Genomic DNA, 16,777 nt, shown 5'->3' on the forward strand with positions numbered 1-16,777 from the left:
TGTACATACTCCTTAAATTCTTGATTAAAGGTAAGCAAACTCAAGAGATATAAGAAATGATACTTATTATAAAACCCTTCCACTAAGTTACACGAGTAAATATGCTTTAATATAGAAATCGCTTCCCTAAGCTTCCCCTCAACAATAGAGAAATGGCACATCAAAAGCTCTTGTTCAATATCATAATTTACAACTTTATCTTGCATATCATCACTTCGGTTGTATTTTTTTTCCTTTAATAAGGATATTTGCCTAAACTCATTTAAAGCTTCAATTTTTAATTTTTTTGGATCTTCTTCAACTTCTTCTTCGTTAACTAATGAACGATTTTGCTGAATCGAGTCATGAATAAAAAGAATGCATCGAATATAATTATAACGAGCTTCTAAACTATCGCGATACGTGTCGATGTTAAGTTCGTAATACATCATAAACCTGGCAGCAGCACTTCTATAGTCCCCCTGAGATACACATAAGTTTGCAATAACCAACTCACGTTCAGGGTTACCAGGGGTCAACTCAGAAATAATAGTAAACTGCTTTATTGCTTTAGGTATATCACCATTATAAATGTCATATTTTGCATTTAGCGTCATCGCTTGCGTCGAATTCGGTACCTTTGCTAGCATTTTTTCAACAATAGATTGTGCTCTAGCAAACTCACCTAGCTCTATTAAGCTATCAGCTAAGCCAGCATTTGCCCACTCAACGTCTTTTTCAACAATAATTGAGTCATATAGCTCTTTCGCTTCATTAAACATATTTAACAATGCGTAGAACTCTCCTCTAAACTTTTGAATTAGAAAATGGTATTGAGGGTGTTCAAACTCCAGTTCATCACATAAATTAAGACCGCGAGTATAATCTTTCTGATTTTTTGCTTGGTAAAGCTGATATAAAGCAGATTTTCTTGCTAGAGACCTTCGGATCTTATTAGTAAAATAAGCTGAATTAAAAGGCTTTAAAATATATTCATCAGGAGAGAGCTCAATAATAGAACGAACAATTTTTGATAATGATTCGCCAGTTATCACTATAAAACTACTTTTTGGTTTTATTAAACTGTAGTGTTGAAGCTCTTCAAAGACTTGTTTGCCATTGAGGCGTGTATAAAAATTATAATCGCAAATAATCAGGTCAAAACCCATTTTTTTACAGTGCCAGATAGCAGCTTTAGGATCTTTTGCATGATAAATATTCTTATCATTCAAACCTAAGCTAATCAGCATTCTTCGAATACTCGACAAGATCACTGGGGAGTCATCAACTATTAAAGCTAATATGTCACTGTAATTTTTCATAAATGGGTTGCTCTCCTATAACCGGGCAAGTGTAACATGACCAACTTTGTAAATAATCCCCCCAGTTACAAAAAAATGTGATGCCAGTTATTCTTGACTTAAGATCACACTTTTCACACCAGTAATATCCAGCTAATTGATATGAAGAAGAATAACAAAAAATATGTTACTCACCCTGAATTCATATCAAATCTCAATTTTTCATCTCAAAACGATATAGTGATGAATGCCCGCTTCTCTCAGAATGCGCACCAGCAACGCCGCTATACAAATGAAACACGATGAGAAGAGAAACCAAACAAGTGAACCTATCAGACCACATCATTCAAGAAGCCTTCGAAAACGACTGGCACACCTGCTTTTATCAGCCAAAGGTTGAACCTAGTATCGAGAAAGTGACTGGTGTTGAAGCGCTGTTTCGTTTAGATATTCCAGAAGAAGGGATTTTCTCTCCAGGTGTGTTTATTGATCGTGCATTTGCATTGGGTTATGAAGAAGAGATTTTCTTTAGTGTTCTTGAGCAATCACTGACAGAGGTAAAATCTCTCTCATCTCACTTGAACTTGGCAGTTAATATCAGCAAGAAGGTGTTGGCTAACCCTGATAACGTGGAAAAGGTTCGCGAATTACTTTGGAATACGTCGTTCAAAGCAAAGCAGCTTACTTTTGAACTGAGCGAAAACGATCAGTTGGATGACCAACTTTGTGAGCAGATAAAACGCTTTCAATCTCTTGGCATTAAAACCTCAATCGACGACTTTGGCATTGGCCATTCAGATATGAATAAGGTGATGAGCCTTACTTAATGTTGATGAAGTGAAGTTTGATAAGTCAATCGTGAATAGCGCAGAACCAGCACGTTCGGACTTGGTGAAGCGCACGTTGGCGTACTGCAAAGAGTCTGGAATCGAAACCGTGGCAGAAGGTGTTGAAGATACGGATACACATCAGCTCGTCCACCAGCTAGGTTTTGATAGCTATCAGGGCTTTCTATATTCAAAACCACTGCCTTTGACCGATCTTAGACTTGTCATGTAAAAGTGAGTACTCAAGCAAGGTTAATTTAAGACAAACTCGACGCTTTTCTTTTTCTGCTTAAGATCGTGATATCGAATGCACTTGAAGTAAATATCGTGTTTGTTTTGGATGTTCTGAGAGAACGGGTTATTCACTACTTTCTTTATATCAGCCTTGAAAAATGGCATGCCGAGTTTGCTCATATACGGCTCTAAGTAAAGATCATAGAGGAACTGGGACATTGCAGGATCAAGAGTAGGAAAGCGGAATTCAGTACCCGATAAATTGTCCGCCATGTAATCGAAGATCTTACGACGAATAACAATACTAACGGCACCAACACTGCAAAGCATCTTACTTAACCCGTCATACACCACATGCCCAATAATGACGCCCTCAAAAAGAAAACACAGTACCTGCATATCTTCTTTTATTACGCCTAGATGTTTAGAAACCTCGATAAAATCTTTGCCATAGGTTTTTTGATGCATGATTTGAATCGATTTGAGTCTTTTCGCTGGAAGTGTCCCCATGCTATATGACTCAACACTCGTCACCTCATAGTCATAACCAATATCAACACTGAATGGACGCTCCACATTCTTAGTGGCAGCTTTCACTTGCACCATTTCTTCAACGGAAAAGTCGTAATCTAGCTGAAAGAAGCTTGCGATACCCAGACGGCGCACAAAACTCGGTACTGTTTTTGCCCTTTCCCACTGGCTCACCATTACCTGATTCACACCAGAGAATGCCCGATGAGAATGGGACAACAACTCTGCGAATTCTTCCTGAGAAATGGATGCTGCTTCGCGAAGTCGTTTTAACTCTTCTGGAAAATTCTCTTTATTCATCGGTCACTTACCTAGCTTTTTTATCAGTGTAGTTCACTTACGCTCGTTAATAAATGGCGCTTTCAACATCGCTTTATTAAGTCAGTTAATTAATGAAATTGATTCACAAATCAAAGTAAATCGCTCACAATGACCATTAAGTTCGTCGTTGAAACTAGCTTAACTGGATACTTATGATTAACCCAAAACTCATCGCCCTGCTTCCGGATCTCGCCTCGTTCATTTTGGTGGTTAACGAAGGTAGTTTTACGGCTGCAGCAAAACAGTTAGGCGTGACACCATCAGCCTTGAGTAAGCTCATCACCCGCTTGGAAAAAGCGCTATCGGTGAAACTGTTTGAGCGTACCACTCGTACCCTTATCATTACGCAAGCGGGTCAATTGGTTTATGATCAGAGTGTGGTGATGATCAACGCAGCGCAACAAGCCGTTGAACTGTCTACCTCCGACCATACCGAACCTGCAGGCTCGATAACGGTAGCGGCGCCTGAAGCCTTCTTGAATTCGGTATTGCAGCCTTTCGTTGTTCCATTCTTAAATCAGTATCCAGAAATCCAACTTAAATTGAGAGCGGCTGACGGCGACATCGATATTTTACGTCAAGGCATCGACATTGCTTTCCGCCTGACTGATAAGCCCGACGAAAGCTTAGTATTGAAAGAGTTAGGAAAAACAAACCTTGTGTTGTGTGCAAGCCCTGACTATTTAGATGCCAAGGGGATTCCTCACCACCCTACCGAACTGTCTGAACACGACTGTTTGTATCTTGCAGAGACAGACAAAGATCACATTTGGGATTTTCTTAAAGATGATGAATTTCACACGGTACCCGTCAGTGGGCGTTACGCAGTTAATCATTCGCAGATGCGACTAAAAGGTGTGAAAGAAGGTCTAGGTGTAGGTATTTTCCATGACTTCGTGATTCAAGATGCGTTGGCTGAAGGCTCCGTGGTACAAGTGTTGGAAGATTGGACCATCAAGAGTAACTACCATGGTGCTATCGCGATGCAATTTGCTCAAACCAAGTATATGCCCGCACGACTGCGTGTATTCATTGATTACGCCATGAAGCACTTAGGTGACAAGTTGGCAGGAGAAATAAACTGATGCTGAAAGGAATACACCACGCGGCCATAATCTGTTCAAACTACGACGCGTCGAAACACTTTTACACTGAGATTTTGAAACTTGAGATAATTGCCGAAAACTATCGTGAGGCTCGCCAGTCGTACAAACTTGATTTAGCGCTACCTAATGGTGCTCAAATAGAACTATTCAGCTTCCCTAACGCGCCAGAAAGGCCTAGCTTTCCTGAAGCTCAAGGGCTAAGACACTTAGCTTTTTGTGTTGATGACGTTCAACAAATCAAAAGCTATTTGGAAGAACAAAGAATCGAAGTCGAACAGATCCGAATTGATGAATTTACAGGTAAAGCATTTACTTTTTTTGCCGATCCTGACGGGCTTCCGTTAGAGCTTTATGAAATCTAGAGCTTTATCAAATATAGAGCTGTACAAGTCTAACGTCTTCTTAATAAACAGAGCATGTCATCTGAATAATGAAACTGACCTCCTCAAAAAGGAGGTCAGTTTGTATATCAATTAACTCAATGCCGTCTTGAATTTCTCAACGCGTGAAAATAGTAACCAATCCAGCAGCATTGCTGTCACGATCGTCGCTCCCGCCAGTGGAAACAGTACTGAAATAACTATCACGATCACTAAACCTGTCTTCCAAAGCCCTGCATCGCCAAACTTCGGTGGCGTGCCAAGCTTTCTTTGACCTGAAGGTCTACGTATCCACCACATCACACCGCCAGTCACGGACACAACAATGAACGCCAAACAAAACAAAGCATTTAGAAGCTTGTTAATGATGCTGATGTCACCTTGATGCAATGAAATACCTACCGCTAACGTTTTGGCAATGAAGTTATAATCTTGCCATGTCACCTCACCCAGAATACGACCTGAGTATTGGTCGAGGTGCGTAGTATGGTCCTGCGTTGGATCAATGATGTCACCGCCCATAGTGTTGGCTGTGACCGTGTAAACACCCGTTTCTGAACGCGGGAAATTCACCTTGTATCGTGTAAAGCCAAGTGAGTATGCTTTTTCAGTAACGTCATCAATGTCGAAGTTGCTTGCTGACAACACATGTTGAGAGTGATCTTCACCCATCTTAGAGTGATCATGAGGTTCCGTCGCCTCTTCCACATGATGAACGTGTTCTGCTGGCTTATCTTGAGACAAAGGCAATAGTGTTTGCTCCAAGTTCCAAGGTAGCTCTTCTTCTGAGCCATGGTTGAGGGAAGCGTGCGTCTTATCAGACAACGGAATATCGTCCCACATTTGAGCAGGGAAAGTGCTCCATGCTTGAACAAGCTTACCGCCCCAAAAACCTGTCCATGCCAATCCAGACAGAATAAACAACAACAGAACGAGCGATAACACACCTCCAATGTTCGCATGCAGATCACGCATTAAAATACGCGTTCCTGAACCAAATCGAAGCTTAAGAAAACCAGCGCGGCTCGCGTTATCTCTAGGTAACCATAAGTAAATACCACTGATGAGCAACAGAATAGACAAGCTTATTGCGACTTCAATTAGATAATCACCCCAATCACCAATCAACAAAGTGCCGTGAATGTCATTCGCGAGTTGGTACAGGCTGTCGCTACGCGGAATCTCTCCGACCACTTCGCCCGTATATTGATTTACCGTGGCGAAGACCGATGTGCCGTCTACAAGTGCTACCGAAAAGCGGTTAGCCAGATCAGGAGCTTTGCTCGGAACAAACTGGGTAACCGAACCTTGTGGGTATTGAAGTTGTACTGCAGCTAACTGTTGTGACACTTTAATCGACTCGCCCGATGCAACAATCTCTAGGGCTTCGTGGTGGAAAGTCAATTCGATTTCATCATCAAACAGCATCACCAAACCAGTAATGCTCAGCATTAACATAAACGGGATAACAAATAGCCCAGCATAGAAGTGCCAGCGCCATGTGAGGAAATAGAGGGTTTTATTGCGGTCTTTGCTTTTTATATTGGTTTCCGAACCGGTTGTTGCACTGCTTTTAGACTGCGAAGTTGCTTGTGCTTTCGCAGGGGTTTGAGATTCATTTCTCAACATTATAATTTCCTTTGACACACGCAAACATACCTTCTGAAAAATCAGAAAGTAATCTGAGCATGTTTAACTTTACTTAATACTTTATTTTTTAATTATTTTAATGGGTTAGGTTTAAGCAATAACAAAGGGAGGGCCGCGCGGGGCTTGCCTCGTGTAGCGTTCGCTTAGAGCCAAAAAAGCGTAGCTGTCGGAGACAATAGAACTCAGTCGAGTTGTCAGTAGTGTAGTGGGAAGTTCATCTTGGTGAAACGTGGAAAAATGGCTAAACGGACACGGCTTTCCTTTATGAGTATTAGGTTCGCCTTCTTCGATTTGAACCAATTCAAAGCCATTGACCGTACATAACGACGCCCATACTCCCGCACTATTACCATGAGCATTGATAACAGGCATTAATGTCACTAGCGCCCAGCTTAATGCTGTTGCAAGTAACATGAAGAAGTTGAACGAGGTTCGGCGCATTATTCCAAGTCTTTATAAATTTCCCTTATTATGAGGGACTTGGAATATAGGTAAACGTAAAGATTAACAGCAAGTTAAAAAATTGAAGCTAACGCACACTCTTTTTCGTTAAATACTGGTTACAACACTAAAACTAAGAAAGTAATACTCATCTCTTTGCAGCAGGCTTTCGATAAAAGAGACAATAAAAACGCCGCCTTACACCTTCCTCGAAAGAGGGTAATGTAAGGCGGCGTTTTAGAAATCGAATCTTGAGGTTTGCTCTTTGTTACCTATCTAGCAAACGTTCATGATTAACGAATTAACCGAAGATCTTGCTCCAGATGCTTGGGTTACGCTTCTCATGGTACTCTTCACGAAGGCCATCAATAGTACGAAGTTCTCGCTGTGCCGACGCTAAGTCACCTTGGTCTAGCTTCTGCTCAATGCTATCCAGTGATGCACTGATCTTTTTGAAGCCTTCCATGAAGTTGTCTTCTTTCTCGACTGGGTAAACACCCGTTTTCAGCTCTGCCACTAGCGTATCTAAACGAACGATAGGCTTTTGCATCTCTTCAATGCTTTGAGCTTCTGCCGCTTGTTTGAACGCAAGCTTCATTTCTTGCATGTTTTTCTTAAGGTCTACATTAGCAAATGCGTTGCCAGACAATACTGAAGCAGCGATTAAGCCAGATAAAAGGATTGAGCGAGTTTTCATTGTTTCTCCAAGTGAAGCGGTGTCTTTGAAGTTAGAGCCGTCATTACTGTGGCACTTCGACTTTATTATTTTAGGCTAGTGTATACAAAAATCTTTCAGGCACAAAAATTGATTGTGTCGAAATGCAAACCCGCCGACATTCTCTTAAACAAGATCTGAATATTCTGGGATTTCATTACGACCGCGCAAGGCCAAAAAGGCTAGGAACTGCTTTGGCGAATGGGTAATCACTTTACTCGAATCTACGCCCACTTCATCTAACAATGCTGCGACTAAGTCTAAGCCACCGACATCCAAACAGAAATGCGCATCGCTGCCTGTTGTAATAAATGCACCCTTCGCTTTCGCTATTCTTGCAATCTCATAGCAGCGGTCAACACTGCCAACTCGGCTATTGCCTTTGAGTGTGGTGTTGTTGATCTCAATCGCCACGTTGTTCTCAACCGCACATTGAATAACGGCTTCGAAATCGAAATCAAAATTAGGATTGCCTAAGTGACCAAGCGCATCAATTCGACCGCCCTTAATCACATTCAACAATGCTTCTGTATGGGTAGCGACATCCGATGGGCGAAATACTGGCTCATGAAAACTCGCGATCACCCAATCCAAGTTCTTATCCACACTCGGATGAATGTCGATTTCACCCTGTGTGTTCATGATGTTTGACTCAACACCTCGAATAATTGCGACATCTTCAATAAAACGAGGGAGCACACGTTGGTTACTGAAGAACCAATAGTGTGGCGCGCCCGGCATTGATTCTGAATGATCAGTAGTACAAAACATGGCTAAACCATTTTGCTTTGCCGACTTGGCGTTTTCGATCAATGTGCTGTAAGCATGACCACTTGCGTATGTGTGGGTGTGAGTATCTACTTTGAGTTCCATGAATCAATGCCCTCTTCGCTCGGTCAAAATACGTTTTTCAGAAAGTAACTCTGAATCTCTTTCAGGAAAAGAATACTTCAGAAAATGAATGCCTAATGGCAACAATTCGGCCAGTTTATCAGCTGAAAGTGACAATTAGCACCCAAACATAAAGGTTTATTACTGGTTCATTTACACGACACGGGAATACGTGGCTAACCAGAGCCAGCCAGCGCTTGGCCTTATCTAAGTAGAACCGCACACACTCGGTAATTGCGCCAATTTTTTGCAACCTACCCAAGTTCGTCAATACTTAAACCAGTCTACAAACCGGAGTGTTAGATGAGAAGAAGACGATATCCGCTGAGTATCCACATCACTAGCCTTTTCCTAATTTTGACAACACTTGTCGGTGCGGTATTGATTTCGATAAGTTATCGGCACTCCCAAGAGCTGCTGCTAGGCACAGTGCGCGAGATCAGTAATGAGCACCGCGACAAACTGGAATCAGTATTTAAACAAGCCATTGCCCCTGTTATCACAACCTTAAATGTGATGGCGGTGAGCCCGTTTGTTGCTCATCAAGCTTCCGCTGTCGAAAAAGACTCTTGGCTTGCTTCGGTCGATATCATCTTCAAGCAAAACACCAATTTGGTCGCTCTATTTTATGGTTCTGAAGATGGTGACTTCAGAATCTTTCGTCCATTAAGCACCAATAAACAGAGAGCCGAAAACAGCGCGCCCGCTAAAGCGACCATGATGGTCAGCAGCACCAATCTAGACGGTGAAAACTTTATTACCTATCTTGATGGCGCACATCAAGTGATCAGTACTCGACAAGCAGAGAGTAAGTTCAACCCCACAACTCGTCCTTGGTTTCGTAACGCAAAGCCTGATGGCTCAATACAACTCTCTGAGCCCTATCTATTCTATTTCCTGCAAACCAATGGCATTACACTCTCTAGGCGTTCTGCCGATGGCAAGCATGTGGTTGGTGCCGACTTTACGTTGAGTTCCCTCTCTTCTCAGATCAGTGAATTAGCTTATTCTCCGCAAACCCGACTCGCCTTGTTCGATCAACATTTTAATCTTCTCGGTCAGCATCAACTTGAGCTATCAGTACCCAAGCCTGACTCCCAATCTGATGACACAAGTAAAACTGAGCAAACGAACAACCAAACGACGGGGAATCTCTCTGGCAGTGAGCAAGACCAAAGCTTCTTTAACGTGCCCAAACGTGAACAGATGGAAGCATTGAAAGCGTCCGTTATTGCGCCGCTTATCTCTGATGAAGAGAAGTTTAACCTCAATCTAAAAAACGTTGAGTACAACTTAAACACTTGGGCACTAACGCTAACGCCGGTTCAACTGACTCAAAATGTCACCTTACACTTGGCAGAAGCGACGCCACACAATGAGCTGCTCGCTGATCTTATCTCGATGCGAGACAAGCAAGTTGCGGTCGCGATTGGGATGTTGTTCATCTGCTTCGCTATCGTATGGTTTGTTGCTAATCGACTGTCTCAGCCGCTCAATACGCTGATGCAACTCACCGACAACATCGCTCGGTTCGACTTCAGGCGTACTCATTATCCCAAAAGCATGATTCAAGAAGTGGCTAACCTCGCCCACTCGATTGAGCTAATGGAACACACGCTTCATGATCTGATTACCCTACTTCGAGACACCGCCGGGAATCAGGAGTTTTCGATCTTAGCCAAGAACATTGCTCATCAAAGCTATTTAATTACCAAAGCAGAAACCATTGTCCTTTTCACTCAATCCAAAGAGAAAGACGTGTTTGATACGGCAGCCAACCTTGCCATTCTTCCTTTTAAGGCCGACATCAATGACTTCATCAAACACACGCCTTGGTTGCTGTGTCAGCTTAAATCTGGTGAGACGATCCATTTAAACAGAGAAGACAATGTTCTCAACTATTACCAAGATTCGATCTTCAATTCAGACCTGTACCTATTTCCACTATTAAACCGAGAGAAACTGTTGGTAGGGATTGTGGCAATTGGCTATGAGAGACCAATTACCAAGATGCAGGCAGACAAGCACGCCTTTTTAAGAGAGTTGCTCAGCTTTGCGGAAATAGCGAAAGACAACATCGACCAAATGCAGCAACAAAAAGACATGCTTAATGCCTTTATTGAGCTGATTGCATCGGCGATTGATACCAAGTCACCTTATACGGGCGGGCATTGCCAACGAGTGCCTGAGCTCACCAAATGGCTAACTCAAGCAACCATAGATGATGACCGCTATTACCCGCAATTCTCATTGGACAGTAAACAGTGGGAAGAGTTGATGCTCGCCGCTTGGCTTCATGACTGCGGCAAGGTGACCACGCCTGAATATGTGGTAGATAAGGCAACAAAACTGGAAACCATTTACGACCGAATCCACGAAGTGCGAATGCGTTTTGAGTTGTTGAAACAGCAAGCGGAAACCGATTACTGGAAAGCGATGGCGAACGGTGCACTACAAGAAGAACAACTCAAAATACTCGAACAAAGCCTGTCTGAACTGGATAAGGAGTTTGCCTTCGTTGCTGAGTGTAATCTTGGCGGCGAATCTATGACGGAAGAGCAGTTAGAACGCTTAGATCAAATAGCCAAACGCCAATGGAAACGTACACTGGATGATCAATTGGGTTTGTCTTGGTCTGAAAAAGAGAGATTTAACACCCAAAAAGAGTCGGTTGAGAAAGAGAGAACTGAGCCAACAAGTCAGGAAAATGGTTTGCCTGTCATGGAGCCTCTGCTTGCAGACAAACCGGAGCATAAAATACCTTGGGACAATGGCTTTAACCCTGCCGATGTATGGCAAGAAGCGTTTGTACTTAAGCCCGGAGAAGTTAAATACAACCAAGGTGAACTGCACAATTTGAAAGTACGCCGTGGTACGCTAAACGATGAAGAACGTTTCATGATCAACGATCATATTATCCAAACCTTCACCATGCTCAACAAGTTGCCTTACCCGCCTTACCTTCAAAACATTCCGGATATCGCCAGCGGACACCACGAACGTATCGACGGTAAGGGATACCCAAGAGGCTTAAACGAAGACCAGTTACCTCTGCCGTCCAGAGCAATGGCAATTGCTGATGTCTTTGAAGCGCTCACCTCTAGTGATCGCCCTTATAAGAAAGGTAAACTCTTAAGCGAATCACTCAACATCATGACCGACATGGCCACCAGCGGTCATATCGATCCCAAGTTGTATTTACTGTTTTTGGAAAACAAAATCTACGATAAATACGCTGAGCGATTCCTAGAAATGAACCAACGCTGCGAGATTGACCCGCACGAACACATCGACCGAGTAAAAGAATACATACGCTCATTGTTCTAAGTTTTAAATTAACCATTCAGAGGATAAGCCATAACTCAATGGTTAGCTTTTAGCTGCCGAGTCCAATACCGCAACGTCCACTACAGTCGCTACAGCCACTGTGGTGTGCGGTTTTTGTTTGGCTTTCGCCTTGCTGTGTCTTTTTGCCAGCAATGTATTGGTGATGCTCGCCACGACAATCAGGTTAATGCCAATCATCTGCTGTGTAGAAAACACATCATCAAAGAACAAGCCCTGCCAAAGCGCGCTAAACAGCATGTTAGTAAAAATCAGAGGTGCCAACTGGGAGCCACTGTCTGCAAGCTTATACGCCTTGGAACGGAAGATTTGGGTATTGATGGTAAACAGTGCAAGACCAAGTGATCCGAGAACAATCCAGCGTAAATCGTCAAAAGACAGCAACGCCGACAAGGTTCCTTTCTCTGCACTTTCAAGTACATCAGGCACCGCAGAAACAGAAGTAAACACCACCATTGGTATCACAATAATTGCCGCAACTAAAAAGGTCCACGCGTTAAGCTCTGCCGGAGTCAGGCTGGTTTTAGACGCTCGGTACAAACTCACTTGCGAGCCAGAATTAAATACCCCCGCGAGAAGCCCAAGCAGAAGCGCAGGTCTAAAGAACTCCGAACCCAACTCAAACTGCGACCAATCCCCCGCCATCATCACTACGCCAACAAAAGTGACAGCTAAACACACGATCGTCGTTGTATGAATCTTGGTTCTAAATATTAACTTTTCTAACAATGGAATAAACAGAGGACCCGTACTGAATAACACAACCCCTTCAACCAGCGTTAAGGTTTGCAGTGAAGTAAGGAAACACCACTGACACGCCACCATAAAGATCGCTCGCATCACCAAAGGTTTCCACATTTCTCGTGTCGGCTTGCTGATTTTGTAAAAAGTCAGGAAAAGAAATAAAAACAGACTGGGTAACAAAAAACGCACAAAACTGAGTAACGAAGTGGGCATCACTTCAGATAGATACTTGGCCATCAAGCCACTTAAAGACAAACTGAACGTCGACAACAACATGAAAGTCGTCGCCTTGGTAATATCAGACATAATTATCACCTCCTATGACATCTATTTTAGAGGCGTGACGTAATGAAAAATAGCGAGTAATATTAACGATAACTGTAAGGAAAACTTACCAATGAAAAAACTCGTTCCGCTTAAATCCGTTTACGCTTTCATTGCTGTCGCTGAGACTGGCAGCATGACCGACGCCGCTCGGGTGCTGTACGTCAGTCACTCTGCGGTAAGCCAAGCGATAAAGTCGTTAGAACAACTGGTCAACAAGCCTTTGTTTCAACGAGTCGGTCGTCGTGTTGTTCTTAATGCCGCAGGTAAGCGATATTACCGCAAAGTCGCGCCCGCACTTGAGCAAGTGATAGAGGCGACCGAAGAGCTTGCCAGAACGCCTAACGACCACCGCATTACCCTCAACATGGTCAATTCGCTCGCGATGCACTGGTGGATCCCACGAGTTCCCGACTTCCAAGCTTTCGCTCCCTCACTTGATATCCGTATTTCGACGCTAACTGGCCCTTTCGATATTGAACAGGAAGGGGTCGATGTTGCGCTCGTACATGGCAAGCCCAATGAGTGGGAGCAATATTACAGCGAGAAACTGGGCGACGATGATCTGGTCTTGGTGTGCAGCCCTACTCTATTAAAAAACCAGACCGGATTGAGCGTCGAGCAACTCGTCAAACAAAACCCGACCATTGGCGTTTTTAACCTCAGGCGGCAACACGACTGGCAAGTGTGGTGCGACAATTACCAAATTCCACTGCCCACATTCCATAGCAATCTGACGTTCGATGTCTCCATTCAAGCAGTACAAGCTGCGATTCGTTCACTAGGCGTATTGGTTACACATCGCTTGTTTGTGAAGGATGACATCAGCCACGGGATGCTCGTTGAACTAGGTAAACCGGTTGCTAACCCGCACCAAGATTTTTACTTTGTTTGCCCAAAAAACAAATTAAAACAAGAAAGTGTGCTAAAACTGAGAACATGGTTAAGACATGAATTCACACGCTCAGAGACAGCACTGAACGATGACATTCAAGAGCAAGACCAAACTATCAATCAATAAGCGAGTGACAGCTCAGCAAGCTTACAAGAGGCCATTATGATTATTACCACCACACAATCAGTCGAAGGCAAGCGCATTGTCGATTACAAAGGGGTTATTGCCGGAGAAGCCATTCTAGGGGTGAACGTTTTCAAAGATATGTTTTCAGGAATTCGTGACTTTGTGGGTGGACGTTCTGGCACCTACGAGAAAGAACTGGAAAAAGCACGTAACTACGCGTTCAAAGAGTTAGAACAGAAAGCGATTGAAGCGGGTGCCAACGCGGTGGTGGGTGTCGACATCGATTATGAAGTCTTGGGTACAGGTAATGGCATGTTGATGGTGTCTGCTAGTGGCACTGCGGTGGTGGTTGCTTAGCCAGTGGCAAACCCATCGCTCAATAGCTCTATCCATCGAATAACGGATTCATTCGCTTAATCGTGTGATTCTCTAAAAATGCCCCTTAGCTAAATCGCTAACTAAGGGGCGTTATTGTATTCGCTGCCAAACTAGGCTTGAATATCTCTAACTCGCACGATCTTCTGGCTCAGAAATCATGGCATCAAAAGAGGCAATTCGAGCCAAAAACTCTTTTCTATCTTTAGGCATAATTGAGCTTGCCATTGGTAAGTTCGCCTTCATCGCATCGACGGCGCGACCACGAACCAATACCTCAAAGTGCAAGTGCGGGCCAGTAATACGACCAGTAGCACCCGATAGCGCAATTTTCTGACCTCGCTTAATTTGCTGACCTTTCTTAACTAAGAAGCGGCTCAAGTGAAGATAACGCGTCGTATATACGCTGTTGTGTTCAATCACCAAATATTTACCAGCATACGGGTGGTCACGAAGTGCCACCACTCGACCATCACCAGTTGAGTAGATAGGTGAACCAACAGGTGTCGCAAAGTCGGTACCATTGTGCGGTGAGATTCGCCCAGTTACTGGGTGTCTTCGTGTCGGATTAAACGAAGAAGTGATTCTTCGGAATTTTCTGTCGACTGGGTATCTATCAAAGGCTTGCTCTAGACTATTTCCCTCTCTGTCATAAAAAAGACCATCTGGTGCTAGAAAAGCTGCGACTTCTCGGTTTTTTAATTGAATTGAGATACCTTGAATTTCTGTTTTACCCGTTAGGTGATCATCCGTGTACTGCTCTTTGACCAATACATTGAAGCTATCACCAGCTCTCAGCTCTCGAGCGAAGTTGACTTTGTCTTTTAGTGTGCGGGTGATATTGGCTATCTGGTTAGTAGTTAACCCCGCTTTGTAGGCTGACGTTGAAAAGCTACCATGCACACTGCCAGCATAAAGTTTTTCCTTCCACTCGCCTGGTATCTCATGGAACTGATAGCTGAAGCTTCCATCATCATTTCGAGTAAAGGCTGCTTGCTCAACCAAACTCTCGTGATAAATCAGCTCCACAAGCTGTTTTGAGTCACTATCCAAAAGCAACTCTAGATGGTCACCAGGTTTTATTGTGTCGAGTTTCAAAGACTCCAGATCCGCTTCCATCACCTTTTGAACGGTTCCATATGGCAGTTGCCATGACGAAAAGATGTTGCTTAGCGTATCGCCAACTTTCACAAAATAATGGACCTTAACCAAAGAGTTGGGAGTCGCTTGCGAGTCGATGACTTCCTTATCATTAGGTTGAGAACCTTGGTAAGGTGTTATTTTGATAGAGATTTCTGGTGCTGGTTTGGAGTGAAAAGAGAGCAAAGCAGCAAGGGAAAATGCGCTGATCGCAGTAACGATCAGACCAATACGGAGGAACTTCATAAATACTTAGCGGTTATAACGAGGAACTTAGAAAGTGTTATAACATAACAATTAAATCAAAAAAATAAATGAAATGTAAGAAACCGTTCCGTATAAAGCATAAAAGTATGGTGGACATAAGAAACCCACCATGTCACCAAACATTTATTCTTCGCGAAGCGCCTCAAAGCGCTCTAGGCCACGCAACATTTCAAAGTCCGGCTCTTCAGTTAGCAGCTCTCTCATGGACCCACTGGCTTCAATAGCGCGCTCTAAGTCATCGATAGCTTGACCTTCTGCCCCTAATCGAGCATAGGCGCAAGCACGTTGATACAAGGCATGAGCATTTTGGTCATCGACTTCTAATACACGGTTACAAAGACTCATTGCCCAGTGGTATTCCTGTATATCCATAGCAGCGTCAGCTTTGGCAGTAAGTGCTTCTAAATCTCCAGGACGAACCTTCAGTATTTCATCGTAGATTTCAATTTTTTGCTCTGCCGTTTGTGCGTTCTGTGCTCTCAACCACAAGTTGTGAATCTCATTGATGATTTCGATTTCTCGGTTGTTCTCTGAGATGATTCGAGTCTTGCGCTTAAGATCCCTCTCAAGAAGGTTAAACTTCTTCTCATAGTCTTGGGCAATGTCGTTGAGTCGTCGATCTGCCATCTCTTTAGTGGTATGTTTCAACTCTTTGAGCGATTGCCAACCCACCAGTGCAATTAGGGAGGCAACACCGGCAATAATGTAGAAGAAGTAGGTTACGGTTACATTGGCGTAATTCAGAGACTTGTCTGCCACAGTCAGTTCCCGGTCAGTCATCTGAATGGTCAAGCGTCTTTCAAGATCCTGCTGTTCCATTCGAAGCTGCTTCAACTCATCCAAGATATAGCGTTCCATCAGCGGTCTATCCAAATACTCTTGTTCCGAGTACTTAACCTCTTCGCTTGCAAAACTCATCGTGCTGAACACCGAGATAACTGCAATCAATAAGATTCGAAGCATTATACATTCCTTATATATTTATCTTTAGACTAACTGTATCTCGTAATAGGCATACAAGCTAGGAAGTCGACAAGTTTGCTATGTCCATATTGGAATTAACACTCTAAAACATCATTGATAATTATAAAACACCTGAAGCAACATCATTAATTTCTAAATTATAAAAATACCGCGTAATACTGTTCTATATGATTAATTCGCGATGCGAATATACCGAAAAAT

At 43.2% G+C, this 16,777-nt stretch carries 14 protein-coding genes and 1 pseudogene; 6 read left to right on the forward strand and 9 right to left on the reverse strand.

Features of this window, described 5'->3' with window-relative positions; all coding sequences use genetic code 11:
• A partial coding sequence (locus AB4517_RS07250; RefSeq protein WP_372148123.1) for a response regulator occupies positions 1 to 1,301 on the reverse strand: 1,301 nt, incomplete at its 3' end.
• Positions 1,302 to 1,582: 281 nt separating this feature from the next.
• Here AB4517_RS07250 and AB4517_RS07255 point away from each other — a divergent pair.
• Positions 1,583 to 2,339, forward strand: a pseudogene (locus AB4517_RS07255) (EAL domain-containing protein).
• A 20-nt stretch (positions 2,340 to 2,359) separates the two neighbouring features.
• Here the strand turns inward: AB4517_RS07255 and AB4517_RS07260 are convergent.
• Positions 2,360 to 3,172: a helix-turn-helix domain-containing protein gene (locus tag AB4517_RS07260; RefSeq protein ID WP_136978001.1), complete on the reverse strand. Its 813-nt coding sequence runs from the start codon at positions 3,170 to 3,172 to the stop codon at positions 2,360 to 2,362.
• 173 nt (positions 3,173 to 3,345) lie between these two features.
• On the opposite strand from AB4517_RS07260, the gene AB4517_RS07265 reads away from it, so the two are divergent.
• Both AB4517_RS07265 and AB4517_RS07270 read left to right on the forward strand, forming a co-directional pair.
• Entirely contained in the window at positions 3,346 to 4,278 is a 933-nt protein-coding gene (locus AB4517_RS07265) for a LysR family transcriptional regulator (protein ID WP_065584581.1), read from the forward strand.
• Positions 4,278 to 4,661, forward strand: coding sequence for a VOC family protein (locus AB4517_RS07270; protein ID WP_017069423.1), 384 nt, complete (start codon positions 4,278 to 4,280; stop codon positions 4,659 to 4,661). Before AB4517_RS07265 ends, AB4517_RS07270 begins: the two co-directional genes overlap by 1 nt.
• 111 nt (positions 4,662 to 4,772) lie before the next feature.
• Here the strand turns inward: AB4517_RS07270 and AB4517_RS07275 are convergent, their stop codons facing one another.
• The 4 genes from AB4517_RS07275 to AB4517_RS07290 all read right to left on the reverse strand — a co-directional run bounded on the left by AB4517_RS07275 (position 4,773) and on the right by AB4517_RS07290 (position 8,358).
• A complete protein-coding gene (locus AB4517_RS07275) occupies positions 4,773 to 6,308 on the reverse strand; it encodes a PepSY-associated TM helix domain-containing protein (protein ID WP_372148124.1) in 1,536 nt (511 codons plus the stop codon).
• Positions 6,309 to 6,419: 111 nt separating this feature from the next.
• A complete protein-coding gene (locus tag AB4517_RS07280) occupies positions 6,420 to 6,770 on the reverse strand; it encodes a hypothetical protein (RefSeq protein WP_017064798.1) in 351 nt (116 codons plus the stop codon).
• Between the two features lie 301 nt (positions 6,771 to 7,071).
• Positions 7,072 to 7,467, reverse strand: coding sequence for a cytochrome b562 (locus AB4517_RS07285; protein ID WP_372148125.1), 396 nt, complete (start codon positions 7,465 to 7,467; stop codon positions 7,072 to 7,074).
• 144 nt (positions 7,468 to 7,611) lie between these two features.
• Complete coding sequence (locus tag AB4517_RS07290; RefSeq protein WP_017059533.1) at positions 7,612 to 8,358, reverse strand: phosphatase; 747 nt, start codon at positions 8,356 to 8,358, stop codon at positions 7,612 to 7,614.
• A gap of 321 nt (positions 8,359 to 8,679) precedes the next feature.
• On the opposite strand from AB4517_RS07290, the gene AB4517_RS07295 reads away from it, so the two are divergent.
• Positions 8,680 to 11,703 carry an HD domain-containing phosphohydrolase gene (locus tag AB4517_RS07295; RefSeq protein WP_372148126.1) on the forward strand — a complete coding sequence of 1,008 codons (3,024 nt, stop codon included), beginning with the start codon at positions 8,680 to 8,682 and terminating at the stop codon, positions 11,701 to 11,703.
• Positions 11,704 to 11,745: 42 nt separating this feature from the next.
• On the opposite strand, the gene AB4517_RS07300 is transcribed toward AB4517_RS07295, so the two are convergent.
• Positions 11,746 to 12,771 (reverse strand): DMT family transporter, encoded by a 1,026-nt coding sequence (locus tag AB4517_RS07300; RefSeq protein WP_017059531.1) that lies wholly within the window; start codon positions 12,769 to 12,771, stop codon positions 11,746 to 11,748.
• A gap of 91 nt (positions 12,772 to 12,862) precedes the next feature.
• Here AB4517_RS07300 and AB4517_RS07305 point away from each other — a divergent pair, with 91 nt between their 5' ends.
• Together AB4517_RS07305 and AB4517_RS07310 are read left to right on the forward strand one after the other, a co-directional pair.
• Positions 12,863 to 13,810, forward strand: coding sequence for a LysR substrate-binding domain-containing protein (locus AB4517_RS07305; RefSeq protein WP_102393577.1), 948 nt, complete (start codon positions 12,863 to 12,865; stop codon positions 13,808 to 13,810).
• Between the two features lie 36 nt (positions 13,811 to 13,846).
• Positions 13,847 to 14,167, forward strand: coding sequence for a heavy metal-binding domain-containing protein (locus AB4517_RS07310; RefSeq protein ID WP_004730185.1), 321 nt, complete (start codon positions 13,847 to 13,849; stop codon positions 14,165 to 14,167).
• Between the two features lie 147 nt (positions 14,168 to 14,314).
• Here AB4517_RS07310 and AB4517_RS07315 read toward each other — a convergent pair whose 3' ends face one another.
• On the reverse strand, positions 14,315 to 15,571 hold the full coding sequence (locus tag AB4517_RS07315) for a peptidoglycan DD-metalloendopeptidase family protein (RefSeq protein WP_372148127.1): 1,257 nt from the start codon (positions 15,569 to 15,571) through the stop codon (positions 14,315 to 14,317).
• A 144-nt stretch (positions 15,572 to 15,715) separates the two neighbouring features.
• Positions 15,716 to 16,555, reverse strand: coding sequence for a TPR end-of-group domain-containing protein (locus AB4517_RS07320; protein ID WP_017059528.1), 840 nt, complete (start codon positions 16,553 to 16,555; stop codon positions 15,716 to 15,718).
• Between the last annotated feature and the right edge of the window lie 222 nt (positions 16,556 to 16,777).

It is taken from the genome of Vibrio sp. 10N.222.52.C3 (assembly GCF_041474195.1).
In the GTDB taxonomy this organism is placed as follows: Bacteria; Pseudomonadota; Gammaproteobacteria; order Enterobacterales; family Vibrionaceae; genus Vibrio; species Vibrio crassostreae_C.

Excerpts from the sequence above, each read along its gene's own strand:
- AB4517_RS07280 (WP_017064798.1), bottom strand. The coding sequence starts at position 6,770 with ATGCGCCGAACCTCGTTCAACTTCTTCATGTTACTTGCAACAGCATTA.
- AB4517_RS07315 (WP_372148127.1), bottom strand. The coding sequence starts at position 15,571 with ATGAAGTTCCTCCGTATTGGTCTGATCGTTACTGCGATCAGCGCATTT.
- AB4517_RS07295 (WP_372148126.1), top strand. The coding sequence starts at position 8,680 with ATGAGAAGAAGACGATATCCGCTGAGTATCCACATCACTAGCCTTTTC.
- AB4517_RS07260 (WP_136978001.1), bottom strand. The coding sequence starts at position 3,172 with ATGAATAAAGAGAATTTTCCAGAAGAGTTAAAACGACTTCGCGAAGCA.
- AB4517_RS07300 (WP_017059531.1), bottom strand. The coding sequence starts at position 12,771 with ATGTCTGATATTACCAAGGCGACGACTTTCATGTTGTTGTCGACGTTC.
- AB4517_RS07320 (WP_017059528.1), bottom strand. The coding sequence starts at position 16,555 with ATGCTTCGAATCTTATTGATTGCAGTTATCTCGGTGTTCAGCACGATG.
- AB4517_RS07275 (WP_372148124.1), bottom strand. The coding sequence starts at position 6,308 with ATGTTGAGAAATGAATCTCAAACCCCTGCGAAAGCACAAGCAACTTCG.
- AB4517_RS07310 (WP_004730185.1), top strand. The coding sequence starts at position 13,847 with ATGATTATTACCACCACACAATCAGTCGAAGGCAAGCGCATTGTCGAT.
- AB4517_RS07290 (WP_017059533.1), bottom strand. The coding sequence starts at position 8,358 with ATGGAACTCAAAGTAGATACTCACACCCACACATACGCAAGTGGTCAT.
- AB4517_RS07305 (WP_102393577.1), top strand. The coding sequence starts at position 12,863 with ATGAAAAAACTCGTTCCGCTTAAATCCGTTTACGCTTTCATTGCTGTC.
- AB4517_RS07270 (WP_017069423.1), top strand. The coding sequence starts at position 4,278 with ATGCTGAAAGGAATACACCACGCGGCCATAATCTGTTCAAACTACGAC.
- AB4517_RS07265 (WP_065584581.1), top strand. The coding sequence starts at position 3,346 with ATGATTAACCCAAAACTCATCGCCCTGCTTCCGGATCTCGCCTCGTTC.
- AB4517_RS07285 (WP_372148125.1), bottom strand. The coding sequence starts at position 7,467 with ATGAAAACTCGCTCAATCCTTTTATCTGGCTTAATCGCTGCTTCAGTA.